We start from the raw sequence: 25,622 nt of genomic DNA on the forward strand, positions 1-25,622 counted from the left end.
TGATTACATCGAGATGTTCTACAACGCAAAACGCCGCCATGGTTTCAACAATCAGCTCTCACCGGTAGAGTTTGAAAAACGTTACACAATGAGCTTGCAAGGTGTCTAGAGAATCCGGGGCGATTCACTCTGCTGGAACCTTCTCCCACGGAAGACGGGTGAGATCGCTGCTTTGATTTCAGGAGGGATGATGCTTGCTATGCTTCGGCTAGTAGCTTCGACAGCAATCGTCGCTATGAAACGTACCTGGAGCGGGTATAGGGAATTTAAGCGAGCGTTGGACTCGGTAGCTGAGGGCGATCTTGTACAGCTTAGGTCGTCGCCTGAGTTTAATCTGCTAGAGCAGCGGGCTATTACTCGATGCCTTAATGCTCGGTTTCCTGGCTGGTCGCTGCATCAAAACATGTGACAAACCAGGCTGTTCGCCTTGGCGAGACGCACCGAAAGTTAGAGTAAAAATCGCTGCATACCACCTGCCCTGGATTGGCCTTTTAGCAGTATCAGAGCGCTCTGATCGCCCCCACGATGATTGATAGGAGAATCTCATGGTTGAAGTTTTGCTAGGACTCATTGCTGGTCTCTTGGGGGTGATATGCATCCTTGCGTTTGGAATCCTCTTCAACGTATCCCAAGTAAAGACCGGAATTTCGTCGCTCATTCAGACCACTGCAGTTCTTCACGACATAAGTGCTGACCAGAGCCAAAGGTTCCAATCGACTACTGCTCACCTGGAGCAATTAGTTGAGGCGTCTGTAAACATTGATCGGAGCATTTCGGACATCAAAGATGTTACTGACGTTATTTATCGGTACAAATTACCAAGTGCCGCTGAGAGAGCGTTTCTGGACCAGATGGAGATAGATAACGAGGTTTCTAACGGCATTCTGAACTCTGATGGACGTCAGACATAACAGGGCGACCTAATTATAATTTCGCCATAGCGCAAATAGAACGGAAAACGTGCGCAGTATCGCGAAACGGCTTAGGGTGTCATTTCGCCTCCAGCCGGAATCGACCTCAGGTAGACCCATGATTGATGACAGCTCCGAAAAAATAGTGATCGATGCCGGCCTGTTTAGATTTCCCGGGCAGGACTTGATGAAGAACATCAATAAGGCCTACACGCTGTATTACGACGAAACGAACAATATCCGAAGCCTATCCTTGACTGGAACCGGGCTCAATCATGAGGTTCTGGATTGCTTTGTACTCGGGGGTGTAGCGCTGGGGCCAGGGGCCAGCCTGCCTGATATTAATGCCCTGAGGGCACAATTGAGAATTCAGCCATCAGTCAAAGAGTTGAAGCTAAAGCACCTGGCCCAGGGGGATTACATCACCTGCCTCAGCTCCAACAAGCTGGAGCAGTTCCTCACATGGCTTCTGGAGTCGCCAGCTTACATTCACTTCTCTAACTTCAGCATCTTGAACTGGTCGATAGTCGACCTGATTGACTCGCTGCTAGATCATGATCAATTCGAGACCTACACATCGATTCGGGACGATCTGAAAAACGAACTGCACGCCATAGTGAGGCTAGAGCCACTTGGGTATTTCCGGCTACTAAAGACCTTCGACTACCCGAACGTACCGTCAGCGCGAATACCCGAATTCCTAAAAGCTGTACGCCAGTTTCTCTTCAGTGGCGGCTTCACGTTCAGAAACATGGCAAGAATGGCGCTCTCAGACCTTCTCCAAGAGGCTTCCAGGGTCACTACGCTGGTGTATCTTTGCGGCAACGAGAAGGATGAGCTGGTGAGTGGTTTTGATACAGCCTTCATCCATAGACTTGCCACATTCGTGAGATCGGTTCACGTATTTGACGAAGAACCGCGGGTCCGGGAAAGCCTTGAGCGCAACGAAATTGCGTGGGGTGGCCAGCCCGTAAGCTACCGGTTCGCAATTTCACACAATGAACCTGCCATACAGATCTCGGACATTCTCTGCGGGCTCCTGGGCAAACATTTCAGCTTTATGGAGAAGTGCAGCATTGATCACCTGGAAGAAGCGAGTGCAAAGCTGTCAGTGCAACAGCGCCGCAACGCTGATCTGGTGGCTAAGCTGATCGACAAAGCAGATGAGGAATGCCCTGCCTTCATCTTTAATCAGGCACCTCATGAGAGCAATGCCAAAAGTCTATGGTTCTTGCATGGGATTGAATACCCGGAGGACTACCGCGACTTATAAAGCGCGGCACGAGTGCGGCTGATCAATGGTGTGTTCGATATTGGTTACCGCTTCGGAAAGCGACGATGGCCACGCACTTTGATCCCTATCCTGACGACGACGAAGCCGATCAGGCGCCATGCGGCACTTGGCTCGAGGAAGCCAGCAACGGCACCAGTAACTGGGTGCACGTCGATTGCGGTTCGTGCCTGAGAATGAAAGCCAAGATCAGCGCCGTGCACGAAGCAAGCGAAGCCGCCATTGTAGAGCAGATGGGTGATATGGCGGTGTACATGCGCGCAGTTGAAAACACGACCACTGACGATCAACCGAAGTAGCACGGAAAAATCAGCCAGCTCAACCCCAAGCTCTGAGCTACAACCAGTAAAGGGCGATGCGACTTTCGCGGCTGAGAAAACGAGGGAATGAAAATGAGCAATTGCGACGACTTGCTGGACGACAACCTTGGTGAACGTTCCAAATTCCCATCAGAATTTGCAGGTCAGAAGTTGTTTGTTCGAGGTGACGACTGGCAGAACAATGCCATGCTTGGCTGGGCGCCTTATCCCATGGATATCTACGCGGCTGGGTATAAAGACGCGGCAGATGCAATTTTGTATGCATTGTCGGAGCGTAGAACCAATCTCGACAGCGTTATTTATCCATTAGTATTCCTCTACCGCCAAGGATTAGAGCTTCAAATCAAGCTGATTCTGGCGTTGGCTAGACAGCTGGCAAATTCTCCTGCCAAAGAAGACCACAGCCATAGCCTGGTGCCCATGTGGGCAGAACTGCGAACGCTGCTCAATGAGCTGACTCCACATGCATGCGATCAGGAGGTGCCTGCGATGGAGCAATTCCTACATCAACTAGCCGAGATTGATCCGCAGTCGTTCTCTTTTCGGTACCCCGAGGACAAGAAGGGCCAGTTATCACTGCCGGATCTACACCATATCAATGTTCGACATCTCAGCGAGGTCATGGACAGCATGTTCATGTTGCTTTCCGGCATTCATTCGGAGCTGGGTGAGATGGATCAGCATGTTTGGTGAGCCGGTAGTGTTCAACTTCAAAACTGTGGTTTCGCTAAGCCACGGCCATCCATAGGAAAAATCCTATGACTATGCGCTCATATCGCTACTTCGCTTGCCCGAATAACCACCGGGGCGAAGAGCAAACGTCCGAAAATGATCAGCCGTATTCAAAGTGTTGGGAGAATGTGTCGACTAAGGGCCTCACGGATGGACCAGGTGACACGTATTTGTGCGCAACCTGCGGGCTGTTGATGTCTCCAGCCTCGAAGCCGGAGGTCAAGAAACGCCATGAACAGTGACCAGCTTCAGAGTATTGCTGCTGCTTTAGAAGATGGGTACGGGAGTTGCCCACACGGGCGAGCGGCACTGATGCGTTGGATGGAAGAGGAGATATCCAGGCTCAAAGCGCGTGGAGTCACCGGTGGTGAAGCGGCAACGATGGAGCTTGGATTGTCGTACTGGGCTTGGCTTGGTGAAGAGTAGGAAAATTCGACCAATCCCCATGGGTTGCACTGTCAAGCGCGCTTAAATAACTCGGAGGGGTTATGGAAAAGACCAAGAAAATGAAGGAAAGTGTCCGCACGGCGGTGGATGCCGATCTCCCACTCATCCAGGAATGGTTAAAACGTGAGGCGCGCAATGGGCATGGGTTCATCAACAATTGGGGCATGATTCAGAAAGCGTGCGCCGAAAAGCGGATGACGGTCTTTATTGGTGCGGAAGGACCGGTTGGTTTTCTCACATACGGTATTTCACACGATACTATCTTGCAGACAAAAAGCAGTTGTCAGCAGCGCGGGATTGGACGGGCACTTGTTGAGCATGCCATTCGTAAGGAAGAAGCACTTAACAACACTGTGCTCGTTGTTCAATGTGAACCACGCAGCTCCGTGGAGTTCTGGTCGCAAATGGGTTTTGAGGTACACAGGGATGCTGGAGATTTAAAGCATCAAAGGTCAATCTACATGCAACGCCTTTCGAAGTTGGCTCACGCGCACGTTCGGGGCGATGCATTGGAGATGGTCACCGTATGCGTTTACCCCGAGAACGCTCTGTACTCGAAAGAGCGGGTAAAGCCTGATCGTGTGCATTACGTGATGGCTAAATTCGACGAAGAAACGCGCTCGCTTGAATTGGCGCATCGCGTTTCTGTCGCTCACGAGCGGATTCTGAAAGATCCGGTTGTTGAAGTCAGCTGGGGTGGCTTTGAGATCGTCAAGGGCAAAGTCAAGCATGAACAGGCGAGAGCTATCGGATTTAGGGCCACGCCGAACTGCTGTGGTTGGTATCTGGATGTCATCACTCTCAACGAAATCGAGCTCTAACTTCTTGCTGAACGGATCAAGGAAAAAGAAGCATGTCTACCAAAACGACGGAAACATGTGTCAACTCTTCATGCAAAAGAAAATTCAAGCTGGTTGAGACTGGAGGCAGCTTTGGTGGTGGGGTGGAAGATGCTAGCTATGACTGCCCTTACTGCGGGCATCACTTCGTGTCTCGTAGCAGCGGTCACTTTGAGGCCCAGCCAATCAAGAAGAAGTAGGAAAAAATGACTCTCGCAATAAACGTGATTCTTGGCCTACCGCCGCAGCTGCAGGCATTGATTGACCAGGTGAAAGCCGAGGAAATTCGCTCAGTCCCCTCAAGGGACGTGTCATGTAAAGTTGAGCCGTAAGACAAGAATTTTAAGGCCGTTCGAGGCGCTGCATGGGTTCTGGAGATATTCCGATGAATTTTTTGAAAGTAATATTGGCTGTCACTTTTTTTGCTGCTGGGCCCTCATGGGCTGGAGATTTGACCGGACCTCAAAATAATGCAGTCAGATCAGCGAAGCAGTATCTCAGCATGACCGGCTTCTCACGGAATGGGCTTATTCATCAGCTTTCATCTGATGCTGGAGAGGGTTTCGACGTTTCTGACGCTACGATAGCAGTGGACAGCATGAGCATTGATTGGAACCAGCAGGCGGTGAGGTCTGCGAAGCAGTATCTCAATATGATGGGCTTCTCGTGCAAAGGCCTCATTAAGCAACTTTCCTCGAGTGCTGGAGAAAAATACACTGTGGACCAAGCAACCTACGGGGCAAAACATGCAGATGGTTGCTGAAAAACGGCGTGGTTCAAACGATAGCTACATTGGAATAATCGAATTTGCCTACAACCATCGTTCTAGGCCGTTGGGCTGAAATAGCAAGATGTTGACCAATGCCACCACGAAGCATGGTTTGCCCGTGCCGATTTGGCTCGTGCCGCTGCGGACAACGTGAACCAGTAGGAAAGGCTTGTATGAACAATTTTGGGCCTCTAATCCTTGTCATTTCTGGGGCGATAGTTTTTTACCTCTACCGGTCACACAAGCGGAAGGCTGACTACGAAACTCTATGTGAAGTGACCCAAGTTTTGAGAGATTTGGCATACAGATCTGGAGCTGAAGCCAACGGGAAAGTTCATCGGCACGAGGTCATGGCGGACGCCAATCGGGAAGCTCAGTCAGCGGTTATTGGGAAACGCAGATTCGAGTCTGACTACACTAACCATGTCAGTCGCCAATTGCTCAGTTCATGTAGCCCCGACTTCCTTGAATCGATTGGATTCCCACGCGAAACGGCAAGGTTTAGCAGGTGCCGCTCTGGTCTGATTACGCTCGCGAAAGACTTTGAGCGTCTTCAGCTCGGTAATAAAAAGTGGTGAATCGCGCCCTGTGAGTTGAAGGAAATGTCACCAGGTACACCCAAGCCGAATACCCGCCGCGCCGACAACTGAACGCCAGAGGAAAAGTAAGAATATGGACATTCCAGCGGTCGCGGGTGAAGAGAAGCAGAGACTGTATGAACGCCTCTACGTAGCCGCCAATGATTTGGGCCTTGCACGCCAATACGCCCAACATCTACTGAAAAAAGGGTGGCACTCAGCGCCTTGGGAGCGTCGTGGTTCTATCTACATGCAGCAATCCGCATTTGTGACGGCACTTGTTGTTAGCTATGCGAGGGCATTCACCAAAAGCTACGGATGGCCGAGTCTTCCAGAAAGTTTTTTGCCTGAAGATCAAGGCGCTATAGCTCTGCACAAGCGGTTGATGAGCCTTCGCCATGAGGTGTATGCACATTCGAATAGCAAGCACCATAAAGTCCAGCCTTGGCGCATAAATTCTAAGTCGGTCACCGATTTACGCAGTGCACCGTTTTTGCGTTTCACGAACGATGAATGCGAACTGATAACCGAATTGATTGACGAAATTCGGAAGCGGCTCTTGCCGAGAATAACCCTCATGCGAGCCGATATTGCCGACGCATAGGAAAATGCACGGCACCTACAAGCCCGCCGCCGTGCGGGCTAAACGGGAAGGTACTCAAGTGGCCAACAACATCAAAACCGAAGTTCAGGAAAGCGGCATGGTCGAACAAGTGCAAAAGGTTGAACTCGCTGACTTGGCGGCTGCTTTCGACCTGCCTGCGACGCGCTTACAGCGAGAGCTGTCGCTCCTAGGCTGGGGCATGATTGTCAATGAGGCCATCCGCTTGGCGCATGCGGATGACTCCGATCGAAACGTTGGACAGCGGCGGATTTTAAAGAGCCTCAAAGACCTCGATGTAACCCCAACCTGGGCGCATTTCGTAGAAGCCGCGAAGGAATTTCTCCCGCATCTCGCTTCGCGTGCGCCTGGAAACCCAACGAGCCCGCCTGACCGACTGGTCGGTTATGTCTATGTCTTGTTCGATGGGATGACAGGGCTCAGCAAGATCGGACATACCAAGACGGCAGGTCGTCGCCAGCGTGCACAGATGAGCGGCCATGGGAGCGTGCTAGTCAATGTAATCAATGCCAAGGTTGCAGACTGCCTTGCGGCCGAGGCGAAGTGTCACCAGCATTTTGCCCAGTACCGCACGAACGGTGAGTGGTTCAGCGTGAAACTAGAAGACATCATTCAGTATGTTCATGCGGAGCTGGATTGGCTGGAAATCGACTACGAGAATCAGGCGAGGCTTGCGCAATACATCCTTCACTGCCGATCCGGTAGTAGAGAAGAAGCAAAGGCGGTGCTGATGGAGGGGCGAAGAAAACACACACGTCTCAAGCCTACCTCAACAACAAGCTCGGGTATTGAGGGTGCTTCATAGCTGATTCTAGAAATCAGTTGCATATCACCGGCCCTCGAATGGGCCTTTGGCAGTACCAGGGCGTATTGGGCGTCCGAGAGACTGAATTGGGAAAGGTTGGTGAGAAGCTTATGAATACTATCCCGCTTACAGATACGATCATCCATGCATTGGCTCAGCTCGTAGACGACTCTGGAAATAGTGGCATTTATCGGGAGCCATCCCATGCCGATATTGAATTTCAAGTGAACACCGTTGGTCTTTCTAAGCATGATCCAAAGCAGCAAGGACAGACCATTGGCAAAGCGAAGCGAGTTCGTGCGGTGCTCTACAGTGCGATGGAGCTACAGCCTGAGGCTGGTTCTCGCCTAGTCGCTGGGCTCCTTCTAAAGTCCGCGCCTGTGGTGGTTTCCGCGAAACATCTGCGAACTACGTAGGCCGTGAGGCTGTGGAAAACGCTAAGGGAGCCTTCAACGCAGAGGGCTTTAATCTAGCGGACGATGGGACGGTATCTCCCAAAGTACTGACCGCGCTTGTCGGAGCGGAATTGACTGATGCTTTGTGGGCCTATGCAATTCGTGCTCAAAAGGGGGCTGAGGATGCGGCTCTCATAGCGGGTACTGGAAAGGATTTGTTAGAGGCTACCGCAGCCCACGTGCTTATGAGCCTGGAGGGGCGTTATCCAGAAAAGGCGAACTTTCAGGGCCTTTTGGGTATGGCCTTCATCGCTCTTGAGTTGGCAGTGCCAGAGATTCCCGAGCAGCTCGGTGAACCAGCGATTAAATCGATGGAGCGCGGCCTTTTCACCGCCGCTCTCGGCGTCAACCGAGTTCGCAACAAGCAGGGTGCTGGCCATGGAAGGCCTTGGGTGCCCACTCTTTCGTCAGAGGAGGCTAAAGCCGCTATCGAGATTGTGGGAACTATCTCGGCGTACTTGCTCGGGAAGCTGTCGAAACGTGAGCGTCGACTGGCCTAGCTGCCGAACTCCAACTGATCGAGGAAAAATTGGTGGATACACCCCAAGCCCTGCCCTCAACAGCGGGGCTGGGTCAGTAGAAGGGCGCGCATTTTCGCGTCCGCGAAATCGAGGGAACGAAGGCATGGGTAAAATAGCCGACCCAATGAATGCTCTGATCAGTCTGCAAAGAGAGGTGCGGAGAGGTATGCCCACGCATCCAGCGGAGTTGCACCCCAGTCTACGGGTCATTGTTGACAAACCCAACGGCGAGGTCCGGTACACCTATGCCAAGGTGGAACACGGGCGTGTTAAGGCTATTGCAATCTTCATTATGGCTGAGCCCATCGAGGGCGTCCCCTGCTTCAACCTAGGGTACGCCGTTCCAGAGGCCTACCGTAATCGCGGCTTGGCGTCTGAGATTGTAGAGCAAGGCATTCAGGAGCTACGCAATGGCCTCAGCAGGCATGGCATCAAAAAATTTTACGTAGAAGCTGTCGTGGGCGTCGACAATCGCTCTTCACAGCGCGTAGCTGCAAAGGTGATTTCGGAAAATGCAGTGCAGGCCACTGATTCCGAGTCTGGGGAGCCAGCTCTGGGCTATACCCGCCTTGTTGAACGGCCATAGGAAAATCGTCATGAGCGACTGTGTACCAAAAATGGATCAGGTTCAGTCCGTTTTCAGAAGCGTCTACAATTTTGACCACGGTATCACCACTAAGGGCGAGTTCAGCATCGGCCCATATCGCGTCTGTGTGAGCGATGGTTCGGTGCTGAAGGAAGCAATTCCTCATGGGGTTCGAGAGGTCATAGGGGGAGGTACATTCACTTCGAGAGGCTTTGAAGAGTCGAAGGTGATAGAGCTGCCAGCGGTCCCTGGCAAATGGATGCCCACTGCTGTGGTCGAAGAGCACCCCTCGTTGAACGAGCCTTCCATTCTGGCTCCGGGGTTGCCAGGAAATGACGGAGCCTATGATCTGTCCTTGATTCTTACCCTGCTCACTGGCAAACATGTCGCGGTGGGCAATGGTGCTGAGCAATCACTACCGGTGATTCCCGGACAGCAGTTAGTTGGACTGAATTTCTTCAAGTGCTCCCGACTCGACTGGTCGAAGGTTCAAGCGTTGCCGGTAGCGGGGGGAGGTGAGGCCATCTATGCCTTGTCTCTGGCGATGACCTCTACTAACGCTCAGATCAAGGTCGGTATGGCTGCCGCAGCCTTGGATACGTTGGTCGCTCGCTGGCGCAAGCTGGAAAAAACTGACCGCTATAGCAAGTTGGTCAGAAAGAAATTCAACGAGGCTTCAAAGACGTTCGAGTCCAAGCTCGCCGAGCTTGAAATTGACCCGAAAATCGTCACCGACATTATGAAGCGGCTGCCAAACATGCTGGGAGAAGCCGCTCTATCGAAACTTCGTGCGTTCTTGGAGCGATTTGGCATGTTCCCCGAGAATGCCCCTGATGAAGCTCTTACTCGTCTCTGGTGGCTCAATACCATCCGTAATTCTGTCGCGCACTCGGCGTCAATCCGCCTCGATCTCGCGGAAAACGTAGAAGCCTCCTTTAGGGTCGCGGGTTCTGTAGCGCTAATCACCGAGTTGATTTGCCAAGTGTACATTCTGAAGTATCTGCTCGGCATAGAGGACAGAGTGGTAGACGATGCTCAGCAAGATGTGAAGGAATTCTTCGCGTTCGGGACGTTCCGGGGGCAGGATGTGGTTACCGAAGACTATGAGGCGTTCCGTCTGCGGTTGGAGGCCGAAGCTGAGTAAGGCAGGTCGTCATCAACATCCACTGTGTGCGCTTGAGTGCCGGCTTGATGGGTTCTGGACGGGCTGCTCGATAAATCTGTACCGCTGACTTTGCTGCCAACGCTGTTACTGGGTGCCACTGGTTCGAAAGCTCAGAAATGAAAGAAAACCGCTGTACCACCGCCCCATTGATTCGGGGGTTTGGTAGTAGTACCAGGGCGCGGGTTTGACGTCCGCGAGAGCGACAGGGAGTTGACATGCCGAACAAACTACTTGAAAAAGTTTCCCATCTCGACTTTCTTGCTTTTGAGTTTTTTCGCGAATTCGCACGTAGCGAATACTGCCTCAAGGTCGCGGGGTTCAGGGAAGGCGATAGACAGCCGAAGGCTGATTGGAAAGCGTTCGCCGAAGAGGTCCTGGGCGTCTTTGAAAATCCGACCGAACAAACAGAAATTGCAATTCAGTATTACCTCAATTTCCCACCCAAAAAGCAGGTGGTGCGAGAAGGCAACCTATGCTGGGACACGACGCCTCCAGACCATAGAAACCGAGCCGAATTGATTCTTCTCCAAGTCTGCCGGGTGCGAAACAATCTCTTCCATGGCGGCAAATTCAATGGCGAGTGGTTTGCGCCGCAACGTAGCGAAGAGCTTTTGCTGCATGGTCTGACTATCCTGCGGGCAGTGGTATCAGCCAATCACCGAACCCACGAGGCATTTGAAAATCGAGCGGGTTAAAGCCTCACATCTTAACTGGCCTGATGCTCAAGGAAAAAGCTTGGCCTTCACCCCGAATACGTGGCTGTTACTTGTTGCTACGGCCTGACCTTGGAAAGTTGAGGGAAAAGACCATGCCATTCCCAAAGAACCACCAGCACAATTCACACGTCACGGCCGATCCGATCATGTCGGACTATGTTCGCGAGCAGTAGCAACGGCTTCATATCGAATGGCTTACTCATGTTCGACCACCAATGTAAGTCGATAACAGGTCGATACGGCCGAGTCCCAACTCGTAGCTGATTTGCACTCGGGCATCCTGATCTCGGCGTCGGTCGAGTTGGTAGCAACGGCCACCGTTGATGGGCGCAAGATGATGAGTGCTCTGTTCATAGCGTTCGCACGCATAGGCAACCCGAAGCTCGTGGAAGCCTTTGAGGTTGTGCGAATGGAGGATCTCTCGTGCGGGGCGGACGATTTGCCGTTGTAAATCGACATAGCTTTCGTTCGGTGCAAGCAGATTGCGGCTACCGTTGGGTGAAACCTGTGCGGCAAATTTTAGCGCGTCACGTATAGAATCATTTACCGTAATCCAACGAAGCGCCGACGCACGTGAGCGGCCACCTTGAATGCCATCTCGGATGTTGATTTTGCCGTAGTGTTCGGTCTCATGTTTTAGGCGCGGTAGGTCGGCCAAAATGGCCTCGCGCAAGCGCATGCCGGTGGCTCGCGCCAACTGAACGATGGCCGCCGCGCGCGGCATTTGGTGTTCGCAGAGCACGTCGACGATCCGCTTCACCTGCTCATGGTCTTGGCCTTGCGGCGTCGAGCGACGAACACTGGTACGCCGTATTCCCAAGGCCTTACTCGGGCTTGGCACCGCCGCCACAGACTGATCGCCGCGAAGAGCCGCCATAGTGCGGTTCACGCTGGACAACCGGTTTTGCGCGGTGGCGATGCCGATGGCGCCTTGTTCAACTTGTTGGCGCAGATGCCCTGCGTAGTCCAGCAAGGTCTGCCGATCTATCTGTCGCGCGTCGTTAAACCCCGGCCCATCCTCCGAACGACACCAGCGGACAAACGCCTGCCAGCGATCACTGTGCGCCTTGACCGTGGCGTAATGCCCGCCGCCAAAAAGATCGAGCAAGGCTTGCGGTCCGGCATAACTCAGTTGTCGGCCATAGCCAAAATTGCGCCCATCTCGTCCACCAACCAATGCCATGATCAAACTCCTCTCGAAGCCAAACACCTGTGAGGGTTGTCCACTAACGCGGGACTGGCGGCTCCTTACGACCGGGAGCTTGGGCCTCTCATTAGCTGGCCTCTTGAACACTTCCGCAGATAAGCATTCGTGTCGCACTCAGAGATATTTTTTGAATGTCGCCGTCGTGATGGCCATGGCGACCCCGAGCATCACGGCGCAAGGCAGAAGTACCGCCATTGGGTTGAGCGAAAAGGGTAGGGACAGGTAAAGGATCCAGGGCACGATCAGCAGTGGGATGACCGCTCGCTTGGCCCGATGATAGACAAAGCTGCTTTCGCGCCCAGCGCCGAATTTACGCAGGTCGCGGCGCATCAAACCATCGATAAAGCCGGTGAACATGGCCAGCAGAAGCAAGGGGGTCGCCAAGACCAGAATGGTCAGGCGCACCACGAAAGTGAAAGTGACATACACCGCCGCCAGTACAAAATCCTCGATGCTCACATACAGCTGATTGAGCCCGCTCCAGAAACCGTTATCCTGGCTCGACGCCCGCGCCTGCTGGGCGAAATCCGTAAAACCGGTCTTGACCAGTAACCACTGCTGGAGGAAATCCAGCCACTGGACAATCGTCTGTCCAGGCTGTTGGATAATCAGTGAGGATGTGAAGTGCTCACTGAGCCAGCCCAGTTCGCTGCTCAGCATCGCCTGACTGTGTCGCCAGCCTTGATTACCCCAGAACAGCAGCAGACCGGCCCACTCGATCAGAATCGAGAACAGCAACGAGGCGATCAGCAAACCGATGACGTGCAGGACCAGGTTAATCGCCGAGATGATTAGCCCTGGGCGCTGGATGGGTTGCGGTGGAGGGTTCTGAGCTGAAGTCATCCTTCTTGACTCCACGAGATGCACTGCAGGGCCGACGGCGTCATGGGGCCTCCTGAGCAGGAACACTAGCATCCACCGCTGAAGAAGTGCGTAGTGGCGTAACCCGATCTGGATCGAAGTCGAGCGTCGGGCCACCGCCACTTGCACTCCACCAGTGACCCGCCTGGTCGTTGTAGCTGGTGCGCATCCGCTGGGTGAGCTCCTGCAGGTCCTCGGGCATCGCATCGTCGGGAGAGGGCCTGGGCAGTGGCATACGGACTTTCCAGAGCTGCCCGCCCACCTGGAAGGAGAACATTTGCCCCTTGGGCAAGCTGACGATGTGAGCCGGCTCGATCATGGGCACGCAGGTGCTGCTGACCCGATCTTGGGAGGACGAAGTGAAATCCGTGTTGGCCTCAGGATCGGAGGTGTCGGTGGCGCCCGACACCAGGGTTTTGGTCAGCACGTTGACCTTGGGTAACTGCTGGGTAAGCAATTCAGCGGTGGCGGTCTCGCGCACACGGAGCATCTGCAGAGTGTTGAAGTTGCCGATCACTTGGCCGGCTTTGGCTCGGTTACCGATGCGTGCTTCGATATCACTGAGGGTTTGGGTGTAGGCCGTCACCTGGATGCCGGCGCCACCGCCTTTGTTGATCAGCGGGATGAACTCATCGCCCATCAACTCGTTGAACTCATCAGCGTGAAGGTTGATCGGCAGCTTGTCACCGGTGCTGCCCGATTGGGGCAGACCATGGTCAATGCCATGTTTGTAGATATGTCCCGCGACCGAGACCAAGTCGGCGAACATGGAGTTGCCCACGGCGGCGGCCACCTCGGCGTCGGTCAGTGCGTCCAGGCCGACGTAGACGATGCCGCGTTTGCGGATGATCTGCATCCAGTCGAAGATCGGCCGCGGGTCATCTAGATCGGTGTAGTTGGGGGCCAGTAATTGGGCGGTCTTTCCGGTGGTAAGTTTTTCCAGTAGCGGCAGTAGCGAGGCGACAATCTTGTCGAAGTAAGTACGGTCGTAGCGTACCGCAGAACGTAGCCCGTCCATTACTGGATCAAATACCCGTTTCGCCGCCAGGTATTGCTCGATGGCCACCACCCGCTTTTCGCGTCCCACCATGTGCCGGGGAATGTTCTTCTCGGTGAGCTTGCCTTCAAGCTGGACAATCACTTCCCACGCCTTCGGGTCGGTCTTGGCGAAAAACTGCTGGGCGTACTCGATGAACAATGCGTCGATGTTGACCACATGCCGTTGGATTTGCAGGTAGTCTGGACGTCGACCCAACTCGATCAGAGCCCGGGCGATGATGTTGACGAAACGCCAGGCGAACTCACGAAACGCCGCCGAGTTACCTTCACCACTGAGTTGCCCTGCGATGCGTGACGCCACTTCCGAGATGCGTCCGAAACGTCCTACGGCGTTGTAGCGGGCAGAGATCTCTGGCCAACCCAGATGGAACACATAAAACTCTTTCTCCCGACCGGCGCGTTTGGCTTCGACGTACATGCGCTTGAGCAGGTCGGCATCACCCTTCGGATCGAAGACGATGACCACCTCATGTTCGATGCGATGAATGTCTTGAGTGATGTAAACCTCGGCGAGCCGGGTCTTGCCAACGCGGGTAGTGCCCAGCACCAGGGTATGTCCGACCCGTTCACCTAATGGCAGACTGACTTCTGTTTCGTCGGGCTCGACCCCGTGCAACAGCGGCGAGCCACCGACTGGGGGCAAAGGGCGCAATGGATTGAAAGCGCTGTCCCAAACCGTGACACGGGCCAATGCTGAGAGCGGAAACGGTGCATGCTCCAGACGTTGTTCGAGTCCACGTGCCAGGCGGTATCGGGTCGGTTGCTCGATATATTGAGCGACCGCCGGATCTTGCGCCTCGACCAAGCGCTGAGTGTGCAGGCGGGTCCAGCGAAAGCCGCGGCCCATGAACAGACGTTTGCGGCTCACCGGAATCTGCCGGCTTGTCAGCTCGTAGCGAGGCAGCCGGCGGATATTGCGCCGATAGCGCAACACCTCCCAGGCTTGTCGGAGGCGGATCAAACCGAACAGGGCATATGCCAGAGCCGCAATCAGACCGATCTCGGGTGATAGGGCCACGGCCCAGGGCGAATACACGCATAACACCGCCGCGGCGACGCAGATCGCCACGGTATACAGCTCGACTGCGGGCCGGAGTTTGGACTCCATCGCATGCTCGGCCATGACCCAGACTCACTGTTCCAGTGAGGTGGCTGTGATTAAGAAAGGGTAGTGCTCAATTTTCAGGCGAGAGGCGATGTCGTTGCCATTGACCGGCAGGATGGTGATGTCCGGAGCGGCTGCTCGAATTCGGGCCAAAGCTTCGGTATCGGTTACTTCAACCGCTAGACCGGCCGCGCCCATTTCCTGCAGTTCAGTCGCGCGTTGACGCAACCAAGCCAGTGACTGGGGATCCTCACCTACCAGGAAAAATGGCCGTAAGCCCGGCATGTTCAGGGCGCGAGACGTGATTTGACCGGGGCTCAAGTGAGAGCTGCGGACGGGTAGTATCCAGGCTTCATCGGCAAACGTGGACAGGTCCGCCTGCATGGCCCGATCAGGCTGGATCTTGTTGTTTATTGGCGGTCTGGCGACCTGAAAATGGAGGCATGTGAAGTCGCTAGGCTGATCCCCGGCTACGGTCAGTTCCGGCTGGGCGAAAGGAGCCAAGAGCAGGATGAAATAGCAGATAAGGGGTATTCGCTTCATTGTGGTGTGCCCTGTTTGAAGGAAACCTGCAATCGTTCGAGTTGTCGGGAAAAGCCGGCGCGGTAACGCGCGGCCGGCGTTCCTCCTGCCGGGCGGTGATATCGGCCGGCAGCTGACACCCAATCACCGGTAGCGGCGTGATGCTCCTGCAACAGCGCGGCAGTCACGGCGAGATTTCGGTAGGGATCGAGGGCTTCGCAAGGGCTGAGGAAACGTTGTCCGTGGTAACCCAGGTTGGTTTGTCCAAGACCGACATCAACTCGCTTGGCGTCATGCCGGGCGAGTGCTTGATGCAAGGCGTGACAGGCGGCCGCTCGGGTGGTGAATCGGTAAGGTATTCCTGCGATGTTCAGGGTCCAGGGCCAGGGCAACAGTTGATCACGGACGCGGATACCACTCTCCTGCAGCGCAATCGCGAACAGCACCGTTGAAGGGATGCTGGCGTTATGCGCCGCTAGTTGATAGGCAGGCGGCGGAAGTTCGTCAGCCTGGGCTACGAGCATCGTCAGCAAGAGCGCAAGTCCGCTCAGTCTAGGCGTTGCCATTGTCCGTTCACCTGTTGAAATGTGGCGGGCAATGGCCCCGCAGCACCCAGGCTGAACCAGCGACCTCGGTCATGGTTCAGGGTAATCTGCTGGCGCTGAACCTTGGCCGGATCGATGTCCGCTTGCCGAGCCCAGCGACGGACGCGTTCATCCTCGCCATGGCTGCTCACCAGGTAGATATCGAACGCTGTATCACTGTTTTGCAGACGCTGCGCTTCAGCGGTGCACGCTGGGCAATGGTCCTCGACAAACAGAGCTTGGCGCGGCTCTACCGATGAGCTGGCAGGGGACGGGGATGCCATACCCTGGATCGGCAACAGCCCCGGAAACAGCTTGGCCCAGGCCGCGGTGTAAGCATTTTGGTAGGCCAACTCGCGCTCGGCACGTTTGGCTTCCAGCGCTACCTGCAATTCGGCATAGCGCTGACGCTCCTGGTCGTTCTCTGCTTCGACGCCGAGTGCAGTCAGCGGATCGAGATTCGGGCTCCAGTAACCACGCGGGCCGGCTTGGATCTGTTCGAAGCGTGTCCATTCCTGCTCCGTGAGCCCCCAGCTTGTCGCCTGTTCAGGGTGCGAGCGCCACAGCGGAGTGGACTGTGTGTCCTGGACCCGTGACGGTGTCGTGACAGGGTTACCCATCGCAGCGCCCGTGCTAAGCAATGAAACGAGACAGACGACAGGGGACAGTAGCGCTCGGTTCATGATCGTTTCTCAAGGGAGTTGCACGGTCTGGTCTGGCTGAGTGGGCACCGTGAAGATGGCCGCGTTCGGCTCCAGCGCCTTCAGCTGCCATGTGCCGAGCTGCTCGCCGTTGTGCAGCAACCGGATATCTGTGAGCGAGCGACTATCAGGAGGTGAGACGGCCAGAAAACGCTCGCCACCGCGAGATTCAACACCCAGCATTGAGAATGGCGGTGAGAGCGGGACAGGTTTGGCGCGAGCGGCTTTATTCGGCTTGGCCGAGGAGGGCGTTGGTGGTGGGAGTGGTGGCTGGGTCTTGATGTCCAGGAGTTGCTGCTCGACGTGCTCAAGTCGTGCGCGTAGCGCGATCATGTCGGCTTCGGTGGCGCGGTCTGCCAGGCCGTCGCGTAGCTCCTGTATCTCCTGCGCCCATTGATCCAACATCGGATCGAGGGTATTGGCCTGTTGCTCACCGGTATCGACCATTTGCTTCAGGTCTTTCAGTGCGTACTGCAGCTTCTCCTGTGCATCCATGAGGGTGCTTGAATCACGTTGCAGGGTATCCAGGGTCTGTAAGCGTTGGGCGTTCGCATTTTCCAGCTCGGTCACGCGTTGATACTGGTTATACAAGCCACCACTTAGCCCGGAGACCGCCAGACAAAGGGAGCCGACAATGAGAGTTTGAAATGTCGAGGCTTTCATGGGCGTGCCTCCGACTGATGGGACGAGGTTGGTGTGACCCGCACCTTGCCAGCATCATTTTTCTCCCGTTCGAAGCAGACCGAACGGCTGACCTCATCGGTCGTGAGTTGCCATGCGGGGCCTGCCAGCACTTGTAGCGCGTTGCGTAATGAGATCGGGCCGAGTCGGTAATGGGCGGCGGGCAGAGCCCGGGTAAACAGTATTTTCACTGGTTCTTCGGCAGGGCAGAGCGAATAACCCGAGCGCTGCAGCACGTATTGCATTGCTTCCTGTACCGAAGGATTCAGGTTGGACGGAATGCTCACGTCAACGATTTGAGCGAGAAGATCACGTTGTTCCGTGGTGGGCTCGGTGCTGACCAGCGTATAGCGGCCATAGCGGAGCTCTGACGGATGGCTTTCGTCGGCTGGGCTCCTCGATAACTGGGGTCGATTGGAGCCACCGTCAATCTCTGGATGAGTCGGCAATGGGGTTGGGATTGGTGCGGTGCAGGCACTCAACAAGCCCAGCAGGCAGACAGGCGTGAAAAAACGCTCCATGGAAAAAACCTCATGTCAGATTCCGTGCAGAACCTGACATGAGGTGAAGGAGTCATTCAGTGAGAAAGTTGATTCAAGGCGAGTCGTGTTAACGCCGAAGGCATTGCTACTCATCAAAAATGGCTAGCCCATCCAAGACGGCAGCGTCGGGGTCGAAAATCAACAACCTCACATCCGCTAATGCCGCCAGATACAGTACGTTGACCAAGGCCTCTGGCGTACTGGCGTCGAGCTGCTCTTGCCTCAGCGAAGAGTAAGGATTGCCCTCGATCTTCACCAAGTTATCGTCGGTCCAGGGCGTGCCGATCAGCTTACATCCGACGCCATTGCAGTCTGGCAGGGCAAAGGGTTCAAACAGCAGTCCGGTTGGCTTGGAGTCGAAATTGCCAACCCAGCTTTCCAGGTGGCGCAGCGCTTCGTCAGTGAGGTGTGCGGTACTGATCTCCCAGGCTCGACTGTAGTGTCCTGTGTCGAAGCTCAAACGATGGACCATGGCTTGGGCTTCTTCCAAGGAGTACAGGTCACCGACATGATGTCGTTCGTTGAGCATTTCGCCAGTCACGGCATAGATCACTTGCCGCACCAGCCCGGTGGACTGGCAGCGTTCATTCAATTCATCCGGAATGGATTGACCCTCGCTGATCAGAGCGAAGTCGTCATTGAACAGGCAGGGAAACAGTTCTAACGCATCGTCGGGCAGGTGGGCTTGTGCGTCATGTACGGGGCGAAAGCAGGGAGGGCAGTCGTTTGCGTAGGTGATCTGTAGCAGTCGTTCAATATGCAAGTAGTCGTAGCCGCGAGCAAATGGGTTTGATGTTTCCAGCAGAGCTGGGGGTTGGGGTGAAGGGTTCATGAGGGTGCTCCAGAAGGAAATGAACAAGGCGTCCGAAGACGCCTATTGGGGGGTTAAAGCCAGCCATGCTCGGCAAGGGAGAGAGGACGACCTTCGCCTACGATGAAGTGATCCAGTAAGCGCACTTCGATCAAATCCAAGGCCTCTTTCAATCGTGCGGTCAAGGCGCGATCCGCCAGGCTGGGTTCCGTGCAACCGGAGGGATGGTTGTGAACAAAAATCGCGGCTGCTGCGTTATGCGCTAGGGAGCGCTTGACGACTTGGCGGGGGTAAACGCTGGCGCCATCGATGCTCCCGTGAAAGAGGATCTCGAATGCCAGAACGCGATGGCGAGCATCGAGAAAAATCACACCGAAAACCTCATGCTCTTGGGGTGCGATATGCAGTTTTAAGTATGAGGCCACGGCGTCAGGTGACGTCAGGTTGGGGCCGCGGGTGAACAGCCGACGATCCAGAATGCGCAGCGCTTCGTCGATCAGCTGGTTTTCCTGGGCGATACGATCAGCCTCGACATCCGAGGCTTCAATCAGGGTGAGCTGGGTGTTCATGAGGTACCTCCGAAGGGAACAATCCGGGGGTACACACCCGAGGGGAGTGTTGTCCCCGAGGTGGATATAGAGTGACGGGCATTGCCCGATGACGCGCTGTTTACAGCCGAGTGAATCGGTGGCGTTGTCCGTGCAGATGTGAGTCACAACCGTCGCAGGGCAACGGAGAGAAGGTTCTTATTCCCCGGCCAGTTTCGGGATCGAAGTCGGCACTGATGGGCATTAGCCGGACCAGTCCAAGATGGATACCGGCGATGCGTTTCTCGATCTCATCGGTCGTGTAGTAGAGCGATAACGTGCTGTAGTCCTCGTAAGCCGCAGCGAACAGGCAGTCGTCGCAAAGCCAGAAGGATTCCATGTGGGGTCTCCTGTGCTGATTGAAGAAAAGGCGCTCGATTGAGCGCCTTAATGTAAACATCGTGAATTGTTCAGGCGGGCTGAACAGTGCGTGTGGTGACACGGCGGGCCGTGCGGGGTGCAGATTCAGATTCAATCCTGGACTCTGCTGGGTTGTCGGTATCCTCAGCTTCGGCATCAGCCGACGTTGGGGATGGCTCACTGTTTGGCGCTTGCTCAGCTGGTGCTGTTGCCTCCTGCCTGGCAGGCGCTTTGTATTCGAACGTGCCGTTGACCTTGATCCAGTCGATGTACAGCAGACGACCTTTCAGGCTGGCGCCCGGTTGGCCTTGTTTATCGCCTTTCTCATAGAGAAATGGGTCGATCCACAGGTCGCCGATACGGAACGACAGCAAAACCTTTTTCTCGGCTTTGACGGCGTCCATATAGAGACGAATCAAGCGTTCAGCTTCGCCTCCAGCGACTTTGCAGTCGAAGCGAGTGTACTCGACCGCATCTGTGGCACCGTGCAGGGCGGCGATATCGCAGGCCATGAACGGCTGGCCACGGCGGACTTGTACTTCACGAACACGGTTCAGGTAGCCGATACCGATGGTGTGCAGATTGAAGTAAGAGGTCGCTTCTTGGGATTGGTTGGCGTGGGCCATGGTGGTTCTCCTTTCAGGGGAAAACGGCGACGCACGACCCCTGACGGGGAAGTGAGCCCCGTCAGGGTGGGTAAGGTGAAGGCAAGCGATGACGACACGCCACCGGCAAGCCAATGACAAACAGAACGATGCACCGTGGGAATAGCGGTGCAGCAAAAGAGAATCCGCAGCAGCGGTCTGCGGACCTGGGGTAGTAGGCATTCATCACCGCTGAAGCGGCAATCGTGCGAGCCTCCGAACGCTGATCGCACTTGGGTAAACCACCACAAGCGTGGCGTAGCCTTGAAGGTTCAAGCTACCTGGGCTGGGCTGTCAACGACAGCGAACCACACCCTTTGTATAAGCCTGTCATAGGGGAGCGTCAAGACGCCGCAAGCCGGTTTTTTATGGCCGGAATACAGTGGAAATTACTGGACTGAAGAAAGTGAAGAGTGGGCCTGGCTGGGGGCCAGGCGAGGAATAGAAAAGCCACCTTAGGCGGTCTGACGCAGTCGACAAGCTCCTCGCAAAACTTGATTTACCTGCGCCATGACCCGCCAACCGACCCTTGTCGTGGCCTGGGTCGGAACACGCTGGCACGCATCCGCGCACAAAGGGTGCCCAGTGATTCCCCGGCGGGCTCCGGGACTGAATATGATCGCCGAAGCGGATGACCACTGTTGCCTTGGAGGCAACAGTGGTCATCCGCCACCACGATCAGGCCGAGCACAAAACGGGAATGAAAAATTCCGCAGAAGAGAAGGCTCCGAACTCAAGGAGTTCGACCGAGCTACCCGGAGCGAATCGGTCTTGGGTCGCCGTTGGCGATGATCCTGAGGCACTACAGCAGAGAGGGGGAGATGACGTCAAGGCAGAGAGCCTCCCCTCAAAGGCCCGGATATCGAATACCAGCGCATAAGCTCATTTGTTGGCGAGATGAGCAGCCAGTTGTTCGACAGTAGCCAGGATAAAGGCACGGTCGCTTTCTTTCAGTCCACGCAGCAAACCCGCGATCATCTGGCCTTGGTCATTGGGGCGATTGCTCGACTCCGTCAGCAGTTCATCCATCCGGCAGTCGAAAATATCTGCTAACTGCATCAGCTTGACCACGGAGAGCTCCACCACGCCTCGCTCCAGGCGCGAGATGGCTTCACTGCCAATCCCCAGGCGTTCAGCCACCTCTTCCTGGGTCAGATTACGCTGGGTTCGGTGCTTAGCGATCATGCGCCCGATTTGGGCTTGGGTCGGATGTTTATGTGCCAAGTGATGAGTTCTCCAGTTCAACCCGAATGGTTGAGCAAAGACCCGTTGACATGAACATCCTTAAAGGTTGTGTGTCGACTTATAAGGTTGCTATATTGGCTGAAATAGCTGTGTAATGCGACGAGGGTTCTGTTCCTCCAGGGTCAGACTCCAAGATGGCCATTGAGAATGAACGGTCTGATAAGGACAAGCTGAGGATTGGTTGAGCATGGAAGAGGAGAGCAAGGATGTTATGGATCGGATCTGGGAGCGAACACTGGAGCTGTTCATCAAGATTCATGATTGCCCTGAGAATTCCGAGCATTTCGACAGCCTTGTCCATTGGCTCAACGAAGATCCTGCTCACCTGGAAGCGTTCAACGAATTGGGGCAGATATGGATTGCGACAGGTCTCGCCTTGGCCCGTGAAATTGGACAACCACTAAGTGAGTTGGAGAGGGATCAGCCGCCGTTAATGATGCACTGACCCTTACATCGCCCCAACACTCATATTGATCTCCAATGGCGCGTCACGGGCGACGCGTATCTTTTCTGATGGGCACAGTGCCCTTACAGTCCGGATAGTGCGAGCATGACCAGAACGGCCCTGATTTTCCCTTACGCCTGAGCATTGAGGCATCGCAAATGGGGCAGACCGGACCGGCTTCGATAGGCATGGCTAAAGTAAGTGAGCCGCAGCTTGCCACCAGCTGCGCTATCCAATTCACTTGCTTGGCGACGAACGCATCCAGGCTCAGACGTCCCGCTTCGATTTCGTCCAGAGCCTGCTCCCAGATCGCGGTCATACCCGGATCAGTGACTGCAACGGGTACCGACTCGATTAGGGTATGGGCCGCCGCCGAGGCTATTAAGGCGCGTTTTTTCTTTAGCAAATAACCACGATCAATCAATCCCTTGATGATGCCGGCTCGTGTGGCTTCGGTACCGATACCGGTGGTTTCCCGAAGTTTCTGTTTCAGGCGTGGATCGTTGACCAACTTGGCCACATTTTTCATGGCCTTGATCAGATCGCCCTCGGTCAGCGCTTTGGGAGCGGAGGTGCGCATGGACTTGAGTTCGACGTCGTCCACGGCGCAATGAGTACCCTGTTGCAAGACTGGTAAAGCTTGGGCCTTTTGATTGGGCTCATCCTCCTCGGTGTTTTCGTAGAGCAAACCTTTCCAACCCTGAACCAGGATCTGTTTGCCAACGGCGGTCAGTCGTTCTTCACCACACTCCAGTTCTACGTGGGTCCGATCAAACTCATGATGTGGAAGAAACTGCACAAGGTAGTGGCTGCGAATCAGTTCGTAGACTTGGCGTTCTTGTTCGGACATCCGCGCAAGGTTCGCCGGCTCGCTGGTGGGGATAATGGCGTGGTGCGCGGTGACCTTGGCATCGTTCCAAACGCGGGAGTGCAATGATTGATCGAGGCTTCCGAGCGCAGGCCGTAGTGCGGGATCCGTTTTGAGCAGGGCATCGAAAACTGTGGGTACCTCGTTAAACATACTCTCTGGCAAATAGCGGCAATCGCTGCGCGGATAGCTGGTGGCTTTGTGCGTTTCATATAGGGCTTGGGCTATGTTCAGGGTTTCTTGAACGCCAAGCCCCAGCTTGCGTGAACAGACTTCTTGCAGTGTGCTCAGGTCGAAGGGTAGGGGTGGCGCTTCGCGGAAATGCTCAGTCTGCAGCGAGAGTACTGTGGCGGTTTTACTGCTGAAGATCGCTTCGACGGTCTGACTGGCAAGCGCCTGCTCTAGGCAACGGCCGGCCTCGTCACTCCCTGAGCTGGGTGGTAACCACGACGCGATGAATGGTTGTCCCATTGAGGACAGGTGCACATCCACTTCCCAGTAGGGCTCCGAGACGAAGCTGGCAATTGCACGATCTCGATCGACCACCAGACGCAATGTGGGGGTCTGTACGCGTCCAACGGACAATACGCCCTCGTAGCCCGCTCGCCGTCCGAGAAGGGTGAACAAACGACTGAGGTTCATGCCGATCAGCCAGTCAGCCCGGCTGCGGGCGAGGGCTGAGTAGTAGAGTGGAAAAGTCTCCTGACCAGACTTGAGCGAGGACAATGCCTTGCGAATCGACGCCTCATTGAGTGCCGACAACCAGAGGCGTTGAACGGGGCCTCGGTAATTGCAGAGTTCCAGTAGCTCGCGGGCAATCATTTCGCCTTCTCGATCGGCATCGGTGGCGATGACAACGGTGCGAGCTTCGCTGAGCAGACGTTTGATGACGTTGAACTGTGCCGCTGTCTTGGGCTTGACCTCGACCTGCCATTGCTTGGGAATGATCGGGAGGTGGTCCAGTGACCAGGATTTGAGATGCTTGCCATAGGCTTCGGGTGGGGCGGCCTCAAGCAGGTGGCCGACACACCAGGTAACGGTTATTTCGGGTCCGATCAGGCAGCCATCACTGCGCCGGTTGGCTCCGAGAACCTTGGCGATGTCACGACCTTGGGAGGGTTTCTCGCAAAGAAAGAGGCGCATAGAACTGCTCCGGATTGAGTTCGGAGCAGCGTTGTTGGAAACAGTAATGGCGAGATATGGGAAACCGGATTGCTAAGTTACCCATATTAATTTTGACGGGAAGCCAAGAACCGGAAAACTGCCAGGTCAGCAGTCATCAATAAGTACAGATTTTACCAATGGCACCCTTTAAGGTTTTCGCGCAGGATCTCAAGCAATGCGGAGTCGTCGTCAGGCTCTCCTGTGATAAGAAATGCGGCTCCTGGGACCGGAAGCATTTCAAGTTTCGGGTGAGTCTCCCAAGACCAGAACCTTCTGGGTAAAAGACCGGTAGGTCGGGCAATGGCGAGAAACGCCACGTGATCAGCCAATTCAAACCTGTGGTCCAGTTCAGAATAGGATTGCGCAATACCACAGTGTGGGCAGCATGAGACGTGCTCTTTGACTCCTCTTTTTTTGAAGTGAATCAGCTTGATCCTGCACATATCTTGAATGTGCGTGGTCTTGCGATGGATCGTGGAGACGATTTTCGGCATCTGCCGTACTAGATCCTCAGTAAATTCCGGGTCTAGTAAACAGATGTGAATTTTGCAGCTCCAGCACCGCTTTCGATGGATTCTGATGTGGTGAAGGGAGGTATTCACTTCGTGCTCAATGAATCTGAGTTTTCCCGTGAGTGCTCCTTGAATAAATTCAGGGAAGTCGATGTCTTGCTTTTCGATGGATACGAGGTAGGTGCCAGTACTGTCTGGAGACTGACGCTTGCACTCAAATCGAGGAAGTGCTTTGGTTGGCTTGCTGATGTGATAACGATACGCTTTCTTGGAAATGTCGATCCAGATACAGCGAATACCTGCTTCCACGTAGACTCTCTGACGCTCCTCGTAGTCGACATCACGCTGTGTTGATCGTTGTATTTCGACAGCCACCTTGGTCTTGCCATTCGGATGAGTACAAAGAACGTCAGCCCGATAGAATTTGCCGGAAGCTGTTACCCCTGACTGCTCAGGAAGTGCAGACCAACCCGCGGCTGTGGCAGCAAAAAGCGTTTTAATTTTAAGCATGACATGATCATCGCTTTCGCCGCCTGTTTGACTGAGTTTGCGCTCACCTGGCTTGTGGGAAAAGAAACGATGCCCAAGCCGTGAGACCTTGAGCACCGCTCGGCTTTTGGTCTCGGGCATGAAGAGATCCCGGGATTTGTTCAGTGCTTCGGTTTTCCATTCTTCGTCCGTTAGGAATACCGAGACAACGGGTGTCCCATCCAACCTATAGGCAAGCAGTCCCACAGTGCGTATCCATTGCATGATGTCGATGGGGCAATGGTACCTCGTACTGTTGTATCGCGCAGGGGCGCAATTACATACCTAGTTACATCATTTATTGACCAATTATGTTGCCGCTGACCGAAAACTGACCCAGTAGAGGCTGTTCTGCCGACTGAAAACTGACCCAGGTGTTCAACTGCTTCTGCTCACTTTTTGAGCAGGAGAACACAGGGTGATCAGCATGGAAATGTTG

The 25,622-nt window shown here is 54.8% G+C and carries 29 protein-coding genes; 14 read left to right on the forward strand and 15 right to left on the reverse strand.

What is annotated here, in order from left to right:
- The 13 genes from Q6A51_RS26540 to Q6A51_RS26600 form a co-directional block, all read left to right on the forward strand.
- The coding region (locus Q6A51_RS26540; RefSeq protein WP_304574666.1) for an IS3 family transposase at nucleotides 1–109 on the forward strand (109 nt) is incomplete at its 5' end.
- A gap of 436 nt (nucleotides 110–545) precedes the next feature.
- The gene (locus tag Q6A51_RS26545) at nucleotides 546–911 is read left to right on the forward strand and encodes a hypothetical protein (protein ID WP_304576094.1); all 366 of its coding nucleotides are present in this window, start codon (nucleotides 546–548) and stop codon (nucleotides 909–911) included.
- 118 nt (nucleotides 912–1,029) lie between these two features.
- Complete coding sequence (locus Q6A51_RS26550) at nucleotides 1,030–2,184, forward strand: DUF3800 domain-containing protein (protein WP_304576095.1); 1,155 nt, start codon at nucleotides 1,030–1,032, stop codon at nucleotides 2,182–2,184.
- A 65-nt stretch (nucleotides 2,185–2,249) separates the two neighbouring features.
- Nucleotides 2,250–2,501 (forward strand): hypothetical protein, encoded by a 252-nt coding sequence (locus tag Q6A51_RS26555; protein WP_304576096.1) that lies wholly within the window; start codon nucleotides 2,250–2,252, stop codon nucleotides 2,499–2,501.
- A gap of 93 nt (nucleotides 2,502–2,594) precedes the next feature.
- On the forward strand, nucleotides 2,595–3,215 hold the full coding sequence (locus tag Q6A51_RS26560) for a hypothetical protein (RefSeq protein WP_304576097.1): 621 nt from the start codon (nucleotides 2,595–2,597) through the stop codon (nucleotides 3,213–3,215).
- Nucleotides 3,216–3,742: 527 nt separating this feature from the next.
- Nucleotides 3,743–4,522 (forward strand): GNAT family N-acetyltransferase, encoded by a 780-nt coding sequence (locus Q6A51_RS26565; protein ID WP_304576098.1) that lies wholly within the window; start codon nucleotides 3,743–3,745, stop codon nucleotides 4,520–4,522.
- A 403-nt stretch (nucleotides 4,523–4,925) separates the two neighbouring features.
- Nucleotides 4,926–5,303 carry an Ltp family lipoprotein gene (locus Q6A51_RS26570; protein WP_065942185.1) on the forward strand — a complete coding sequence of 126 codons (378 nt, stop codon included), beginning with the start codon at nucleotides 4,926–4,928 and terminating at the stop codon, nucleotides 5,301–5,303.
- Nucleotides 5,304–5,981: 678 nt separating this feature from the next.
- Entirely contained in the window at nucleotides 5,982–6,491 is a 510-nt protein-coding gene (locus Q6A51_RS26575; protein WP_304576099.1) for a hypothetical protein, read from the forward strand.
- Between the two features lie 4 nt (nucleotides 6,492–6,495).
- Nucleotides 6,496–7,314, forward strand: coding sequence for a GIY-YIG nuclease family protein (locus Q6A51_RS26580; protein ID WP_065942188.1), 819 nt, complete (start codon nucleotides 6,496–6,498; stop codon nucleotides 7,312–7,314).
- Between the two features lie 427 nt (nucleotides 7,315–7,741).
- The gene (locus Q6A51_RS26585; RefSeq protein WP_304576100.1) at nucleotides 7,742–8,269 is read left to right on the forward strand and encodes an abortive infection family protein; all 528 of its coding nucleotides are present in this window, start codon (nucleotides 7,742–7,744) and stop codon (nucleotides 8,267–8,269) included.
- A gap of 124 nt (nucleotides 8,270–8,393) precedes the next feature.
- On the forward strand, nucleotides 8,394–8,876 hold the full coding sequence (locus Q6A51_RS26590) for a GNAT family N-acetyltransferase (protein ID WP_304576101.1): 483 nt from the start codon (nucleotides 8,394–8,396) through the stop codon (nucleotides 8,874–8,876).
- Nucleotides 8,877–8,886: 10 nt separating this feature from the next.
- Nucleotides 8,887–10,020, forward strand: coding sequence for a hypothetical protein (locus Q6A51_RS26595; protein WP_304576102.1), 1,134 nt, complete (start codon nucleotides 8,887–8,889; stop codon nucleotides 10,018–10,020).
- A gap of 236 nt (nucleotides 10,021–10,256) precedes the next feature.
- Complete coding sequence (locus tag Q6A51_RS26600; RefSeq protein ID WP_304576103.1) at nucleotides 10,257–10,736, forward strand: hypothetical protein; 480 nt, start codon at nucleotides 10,257–10,259, stop codon at nucleotides 10,734–10,736.
- Nucleotides 10,737–10,956: 220 nt separating this feature from the next.
- Here Q6A51_RS26600 and Q6A51_RS26605 read toward each other — a convergent pair whose 3' ends face one another.
- The 13 genes from Q6A51_RS26605 to Q6A51_RS26665 form a co-directional block, all read right to left on the reverse strand.
- Nucleotides 10,957–11,940, reverse strand: coding sequence for an integrase domain-containing protein (locus tag Q6A51_RS26605; RefSeq protein WP_304576104.1), 984 nt, complete (start codon nucleotides 11,938–11,940; stop codon nucleotides 10,957–10,959).
- 138 nt (nucleotides 11,941–12,078) lie between these two features.
- A complete protein-coding gene (locus Q6A51_RS26610) occupies nucleotides 12,079–12,807 on the reverse strand; it encodes a TIGR03747 family integrating conjugative element membrane protein (RefSeq protein WP_304576105.1) in 729 nt (242 codons plus the stop codon).
- A 40-nt stretch (nucleotides 12,808–12,847) separates the two neighbouring features.
- Entirely contained in the window at nucleotides 12,848–15,007 is a 2,160-nt protein-coding gene (traD, locus tag Q6A51_RS26615; protein WP_304576106.1) for a type IV conjugative transfer system coupling protein TraD, read from the reverse strand.
- A 9-nt stretch (nucleotides 15,008–15,016) separates the two neighbouring features.
- A complete protein-coding gene (locus tag Q6A51_RS26620; RefSeq protein WP_212802747.1) occupies nucleotides 15,017–15,532 on the reverse strand; it encodes an integrating conjugative element protein in 516 nt (171 codons plus the stop codon).
- The gene (locus tag Q6A51_RS26625; protein ID WP_304576107.1) at nucleotides 15,529–16,077 is read right to left on the reverse strand and encodes a lysozyme family protein; all 549 of its coding nucleotides are present in this window, start codon (nucleotides 16,075–16,077) and stop codon (nucleotides 15,529–15,531) included. Before Q6A51_RS26625 ends, Q6A51_RS26620 begins: the two co-directional genes overlap by 4 nt.
- Entirely contained in the window at nucleotides 16,059–16,778 is a 720-nt protein-coding gene (locus tag Q6A51_RS26630; RefSeq protein WP_304576108.1) for a TIGR03759 family integrating conjugative element protein, read from the reverse strand. The genes Q6A51_RS26625 and Q6A51_RS26630 overlap by 19 nt, the downstream gene beginning before the upstream one ends.
- Before the next feature lie 9 nt (nucleotides 16,779–16,787).
- Nucleotides 16,788–17,459 carry a chemotaxis protein gene (locus Q6A51_RS26635; RefSeq protein WP_048392827.1) on the reverse strand — a complete coding sequence of 224 codons (672 nt, stop codon included), beginning with the start codon at nucleotides 17,457–17,459 and terminating at the stop codon, nucleotides 16,788–16,790.
- A complete protein-coding gene (gene pilL2 / locus Q6A51_RS26640) occupies nucleotides 17,456–17,998 on the reverse strand; it encodes a PFGI-1 class ICE element type IV pilus protein PilL2 (RefSeq protein WP_048392828.1) in 543 nt (180 codons plus the stop codon). The genes Q6A51_RS26635 and pilL2 overlap by 4 nt, the downstream gene beginning before the upstream one ends.
- Before the next feature lie 106 nt (nucleotides 17,999–18,104).
- Nucleotides 18,105–18,851 (reverse strand): DUF5983 family protein, encoded by a 747-nt coding sequence (locus Q6A51_RS26645; protein WP_304576109.1) that lies wholly within the window; start codon nucleotides 18,849–18,851, stop codon nucleotides 18,105–18,107.
- A gap of 53 nt (nucleotides 18,852–18,904) precedes the next feature.
- Entirely contained in the window at nucleotides 18,905–19,399 is a 495-nt protein-coding gene (gene radC / locus Q6A51_RS26650) for a RadC family protein (RefSeq protein ID WP_304576110.1), read from the reverse strand.
- Between the two features lie 100 nt (nucleotides 19,400–19,499).
- Nucleotides 19,500–19,757, reverse strand: a complete 258-nt coding sequence (locus tag Q6A51_RS26655; protein WP_048392834.1) for a hypothetical protein — start codon at nucleotides 19,755–19,757, stop codon at nucleotides 19,500–19,502.
- 70 nt (nucleotides 19,758–19,827) lie between these two features.
- Nucleotides 19,828–20,403: an STY4534 family ICE replication protein gene (locus Q6A51_RS26660; protein WP_048392835.1), complete on the reverse strand. Its 576-nt coding sequence runs from the start codon at nucleotides 20,401–20,403 to the stop codon at nucleotides 19,828–19,830.
- Nucleotides 20,404–21,303: 900 nt separating this feature from the next.
- On the reverse strand, nucleotides 21,304–21,645 hold the full coding sequence (locus tag Q6A51_RS26665; protein WP_048392839.1) for a helix-turn-helix domain-containing protein: 342 nt from the start codon (nucleotides 21,643–21,645) through the stop codon (nucleotides 21,304–21,306).
- Nucleotides 21,646–21,853: 208 nt separating this feature from the next.
- Between Q6A51_RS26665 and Q6A51_RS26670 the strand changes: the two genes are divergently transcribed.
- Nucleotides 21,854–22,111, forward strand: a complete 258-nt coding sequence (locus Q6A51_RS26670) for a hypothetical protein (RefSeq protein WP_048392840.1) — start codon at nucleotides 21,854–21,856, stop codon at nucleotides 22,109–22,111.
- Between the two features lie 43 nt (nucleotides 22,112–22,154).
- On the opposite strand, the gene Q6A51_RS26675 is transcribed toward Q6A51_RS26670, so the two are convergent.
- Entirely contained in the window at nucleotides 22,155–24,122 is a 1,968-nt protein-coding gene (locus Q6A51_RS26675) for a DNA topoisomerase III (protein ID WP_304576111.1), read from the reverse strand.
- Between the two features lie 152 nt (nucleotides 24,123–24,274).
- A complete protein-coding gene (locus Q6A51_RS26680; RefSeq protein WP_304576112.1) occupies nucleotides 24,275–25,285 on the reverse strand; it encodes a competence protein CoiA family protein in 1,011 nt (336 codons plus the stop codon).
- Between the last annotated feature and the right edge of the window lie 337 nt (nucleotides 25,286–25,622).

Source organism: Pseudomonas serbiensis (genome assembly GCF_030580745.1).
Classification (GTDB): Bacteria; Pseudomonadota; Gammaproteobacteria; order Pseudomonadales; family Pseudomonadaceae; genus Aquipseudomonas; species Aquipseudomonas serbiensis.

Excerpts from the sequence above, each read along its gene's own strand:
- Q6A51_RS26595 (WP_304576102.1), top strand. The coding sequence starts at position 8,887 with ATGAGCGACTGTGTACCAAAAATGGATCAGGTTCAGTCCGTTTTCAGA.
- Q6A51_RS26645 (WP_304576109.1), bottom strand. The coding sequence starts at position 18,851 with ATGAACCCTTCACCCCAACCCCCAGCTCTGCTGGAAACATCAAACCCA.
- Q6A51_RS26675 (WP_304576111.1), bottom strand. The coding sequence starts at position 24,122 with ATGCGCCTCTTTCTTTGCGAGAAACCCTCCCAAGGTCGTGACATCGCC.
- Q6A51_RS26590 (WP_304576101.1), top strand. The coding sequence starts at position 8,394 with ATGGGTAAAATAGCCGACCCAATGAATGCTCTGATCAGTCTGCAAAGA.
- Q6A51_RS26565 (WP_304576098.1), top strand. The coding sequence starts at position 3,743 with ATGGAAAAGACCAAGAAAATGAAGGAAAGTGTCCGCACGGCGGTGGAT.
- Q6A51_RS26555 (WP_304576096.1), top strand. The coding sequence starts at position 2,250 with ATGGCCACGCACTTTGATCCCTATCCTGACGACGACGAAGCCGATCAG.
- Q6A51_RS26670 (WP_048392840.1), top strand. The coding sequence starts at position 21,854 with ATGGAAGAGGAGAGCAAGGATGTTATGGATCGGATCTGGGAGCGAACA.
- Q6A51_RS26545 (WP_304576094.1), top strand. The coding sequence starts at position 546 with ATGGTTGAAGTTTTGCTAGGACTCATTGCTGGTCTCTTGGGGGTGATA.
- Q6A51_RS26630 (WP_304576108.1), bottom strand. The coding sequence starts at position 16,778 with ATGAACCGAGCGCTACTGTCCCCTGTCGTCTGTCTCGTTTCATTGCTT.
- Q6A51_RS26550 (WP_304576095.1), top strand. The coding sequence starts at position 1,030 with ATGATTGATGACAGCTCCGAAAAAATAGTGATCGATGCCGGCCTGTTT.
- Q6A51_RS26660 (WP_048392835.1), bottom strand. The coding sequence starts at position 20,403 with ATGGCCCACGCCAACCAATCCCAAGAAGCGACCTCTTACTTCAATCTG.
- Q6A51_RS26625 (WP_304576107.1), bottom strand. The coding sequence starts at position 16,077 with ATGGCAACGCCTAGACTGAGCGGACTTGCGCTCTTGCTGACGATGCTC.
- Q6A51_RS26575 (WP_304576099.1), top strand. The coding sequence starts at position 5,982 with ATGGACATTCCAGCGGTCGCGGGTGAAGAGAAGCAGAGACTGTATGAA.
- Q6A51_RS26560 (WP_304576097.1), top strand. The coding sequence starts at position 2,595 with ATGAGCAATTGCGACGACTTGCTGGACGACAACCTTGGTGAACGTTCC.
- Q6A51_RS26680 (WP_304576112.1), bottom strand. The coding sequence starts at position 25,285 with ATGCCCGAGACCAAAAGCCGAGCGGTGCTCAAGGTCTCACGGCTTGGG.
- Q6A51_RS26620 (WP_212802747.1), bottom strand. The coding sequence starts at position 15,532 with ATGAAGCGAATACCCCTTATCTGCTATTTCATCCTGCTCTTGGCTCCT.
- Q6A51_RS26600 (WP_304576103.1), top strand. The coding sequence starts at position 10,257 with ATGCCGAACAAACTACTTGAAAAAGTTTCCCATCTCGACTTTCTTGCT.
- Q6A51_RS26635 (WP_048392827.1), bottom strand. The coding sequence starts at position 17,459 with ATGAAAGCCTCGACATTTCAAACTCTCATTGTCGGCTCCCTTTGTCTG.
- radC (WP_304576110.1), bottom strand. The coding sequence starts at position 19,399 with ATGAACACCCAGCTCACCCTGATTGAAGCCTCGGATGTCGAGGCTGAT.
- Q6A51_RS26580 (WP_065942188.1), top strand. The coding sequence starts at position 6,496 with ATGCACGGCACCTACAAGCCCGCCGCCGTGCGGGCTAAACGGGAAGGT.
- Q6A51_RS26605 (WP_304576104.1), bottom strand. The coding sequence starts at position 11,940 with ATGGCATTGGTTGGTGGACGAGATGGGCGCAATTTTGGCTATGGCCGA.
- Q6A51_RS26610 (WP_304576105.1), bottom strand. The coding sequence starts at position 12,807 with ATGACTTCAGCTCAGAACCCTCCACCGCAACCCATCCAGCGCCCAGGG.
- traD (WP_304576106.1), bottom strand. The coding sequence starts at position 15,007 with ATGGCCGAGCATGCGATGGAGTCCAAACTCCGGCCCGCAGTCGAGCTG.
- pilL2 (WP_048392828.1), bottom strand. The coding sequence starts at position 17,998 with ATGGAGCGTTTTTTCACGCCTGTCTGCCTGCTGGGCTTGTTGAGTGCC.
- Q6A51_RS26655 (WP_048392834.1), bottom strand. The coding sequence starts at position 19,757 with ATGGAATCCTTCTGGCTTTGCGACGACTGCCTGTTCGCTGCGGCTTAC.
- Q6A51_RS26570 (WP_065942185.1), top strand. The coding sequence starts at position 4,926 with ATGAATTTTTTGAAAGTAATATTGGCTGTCACTTTTTTTGCTGCTGGG.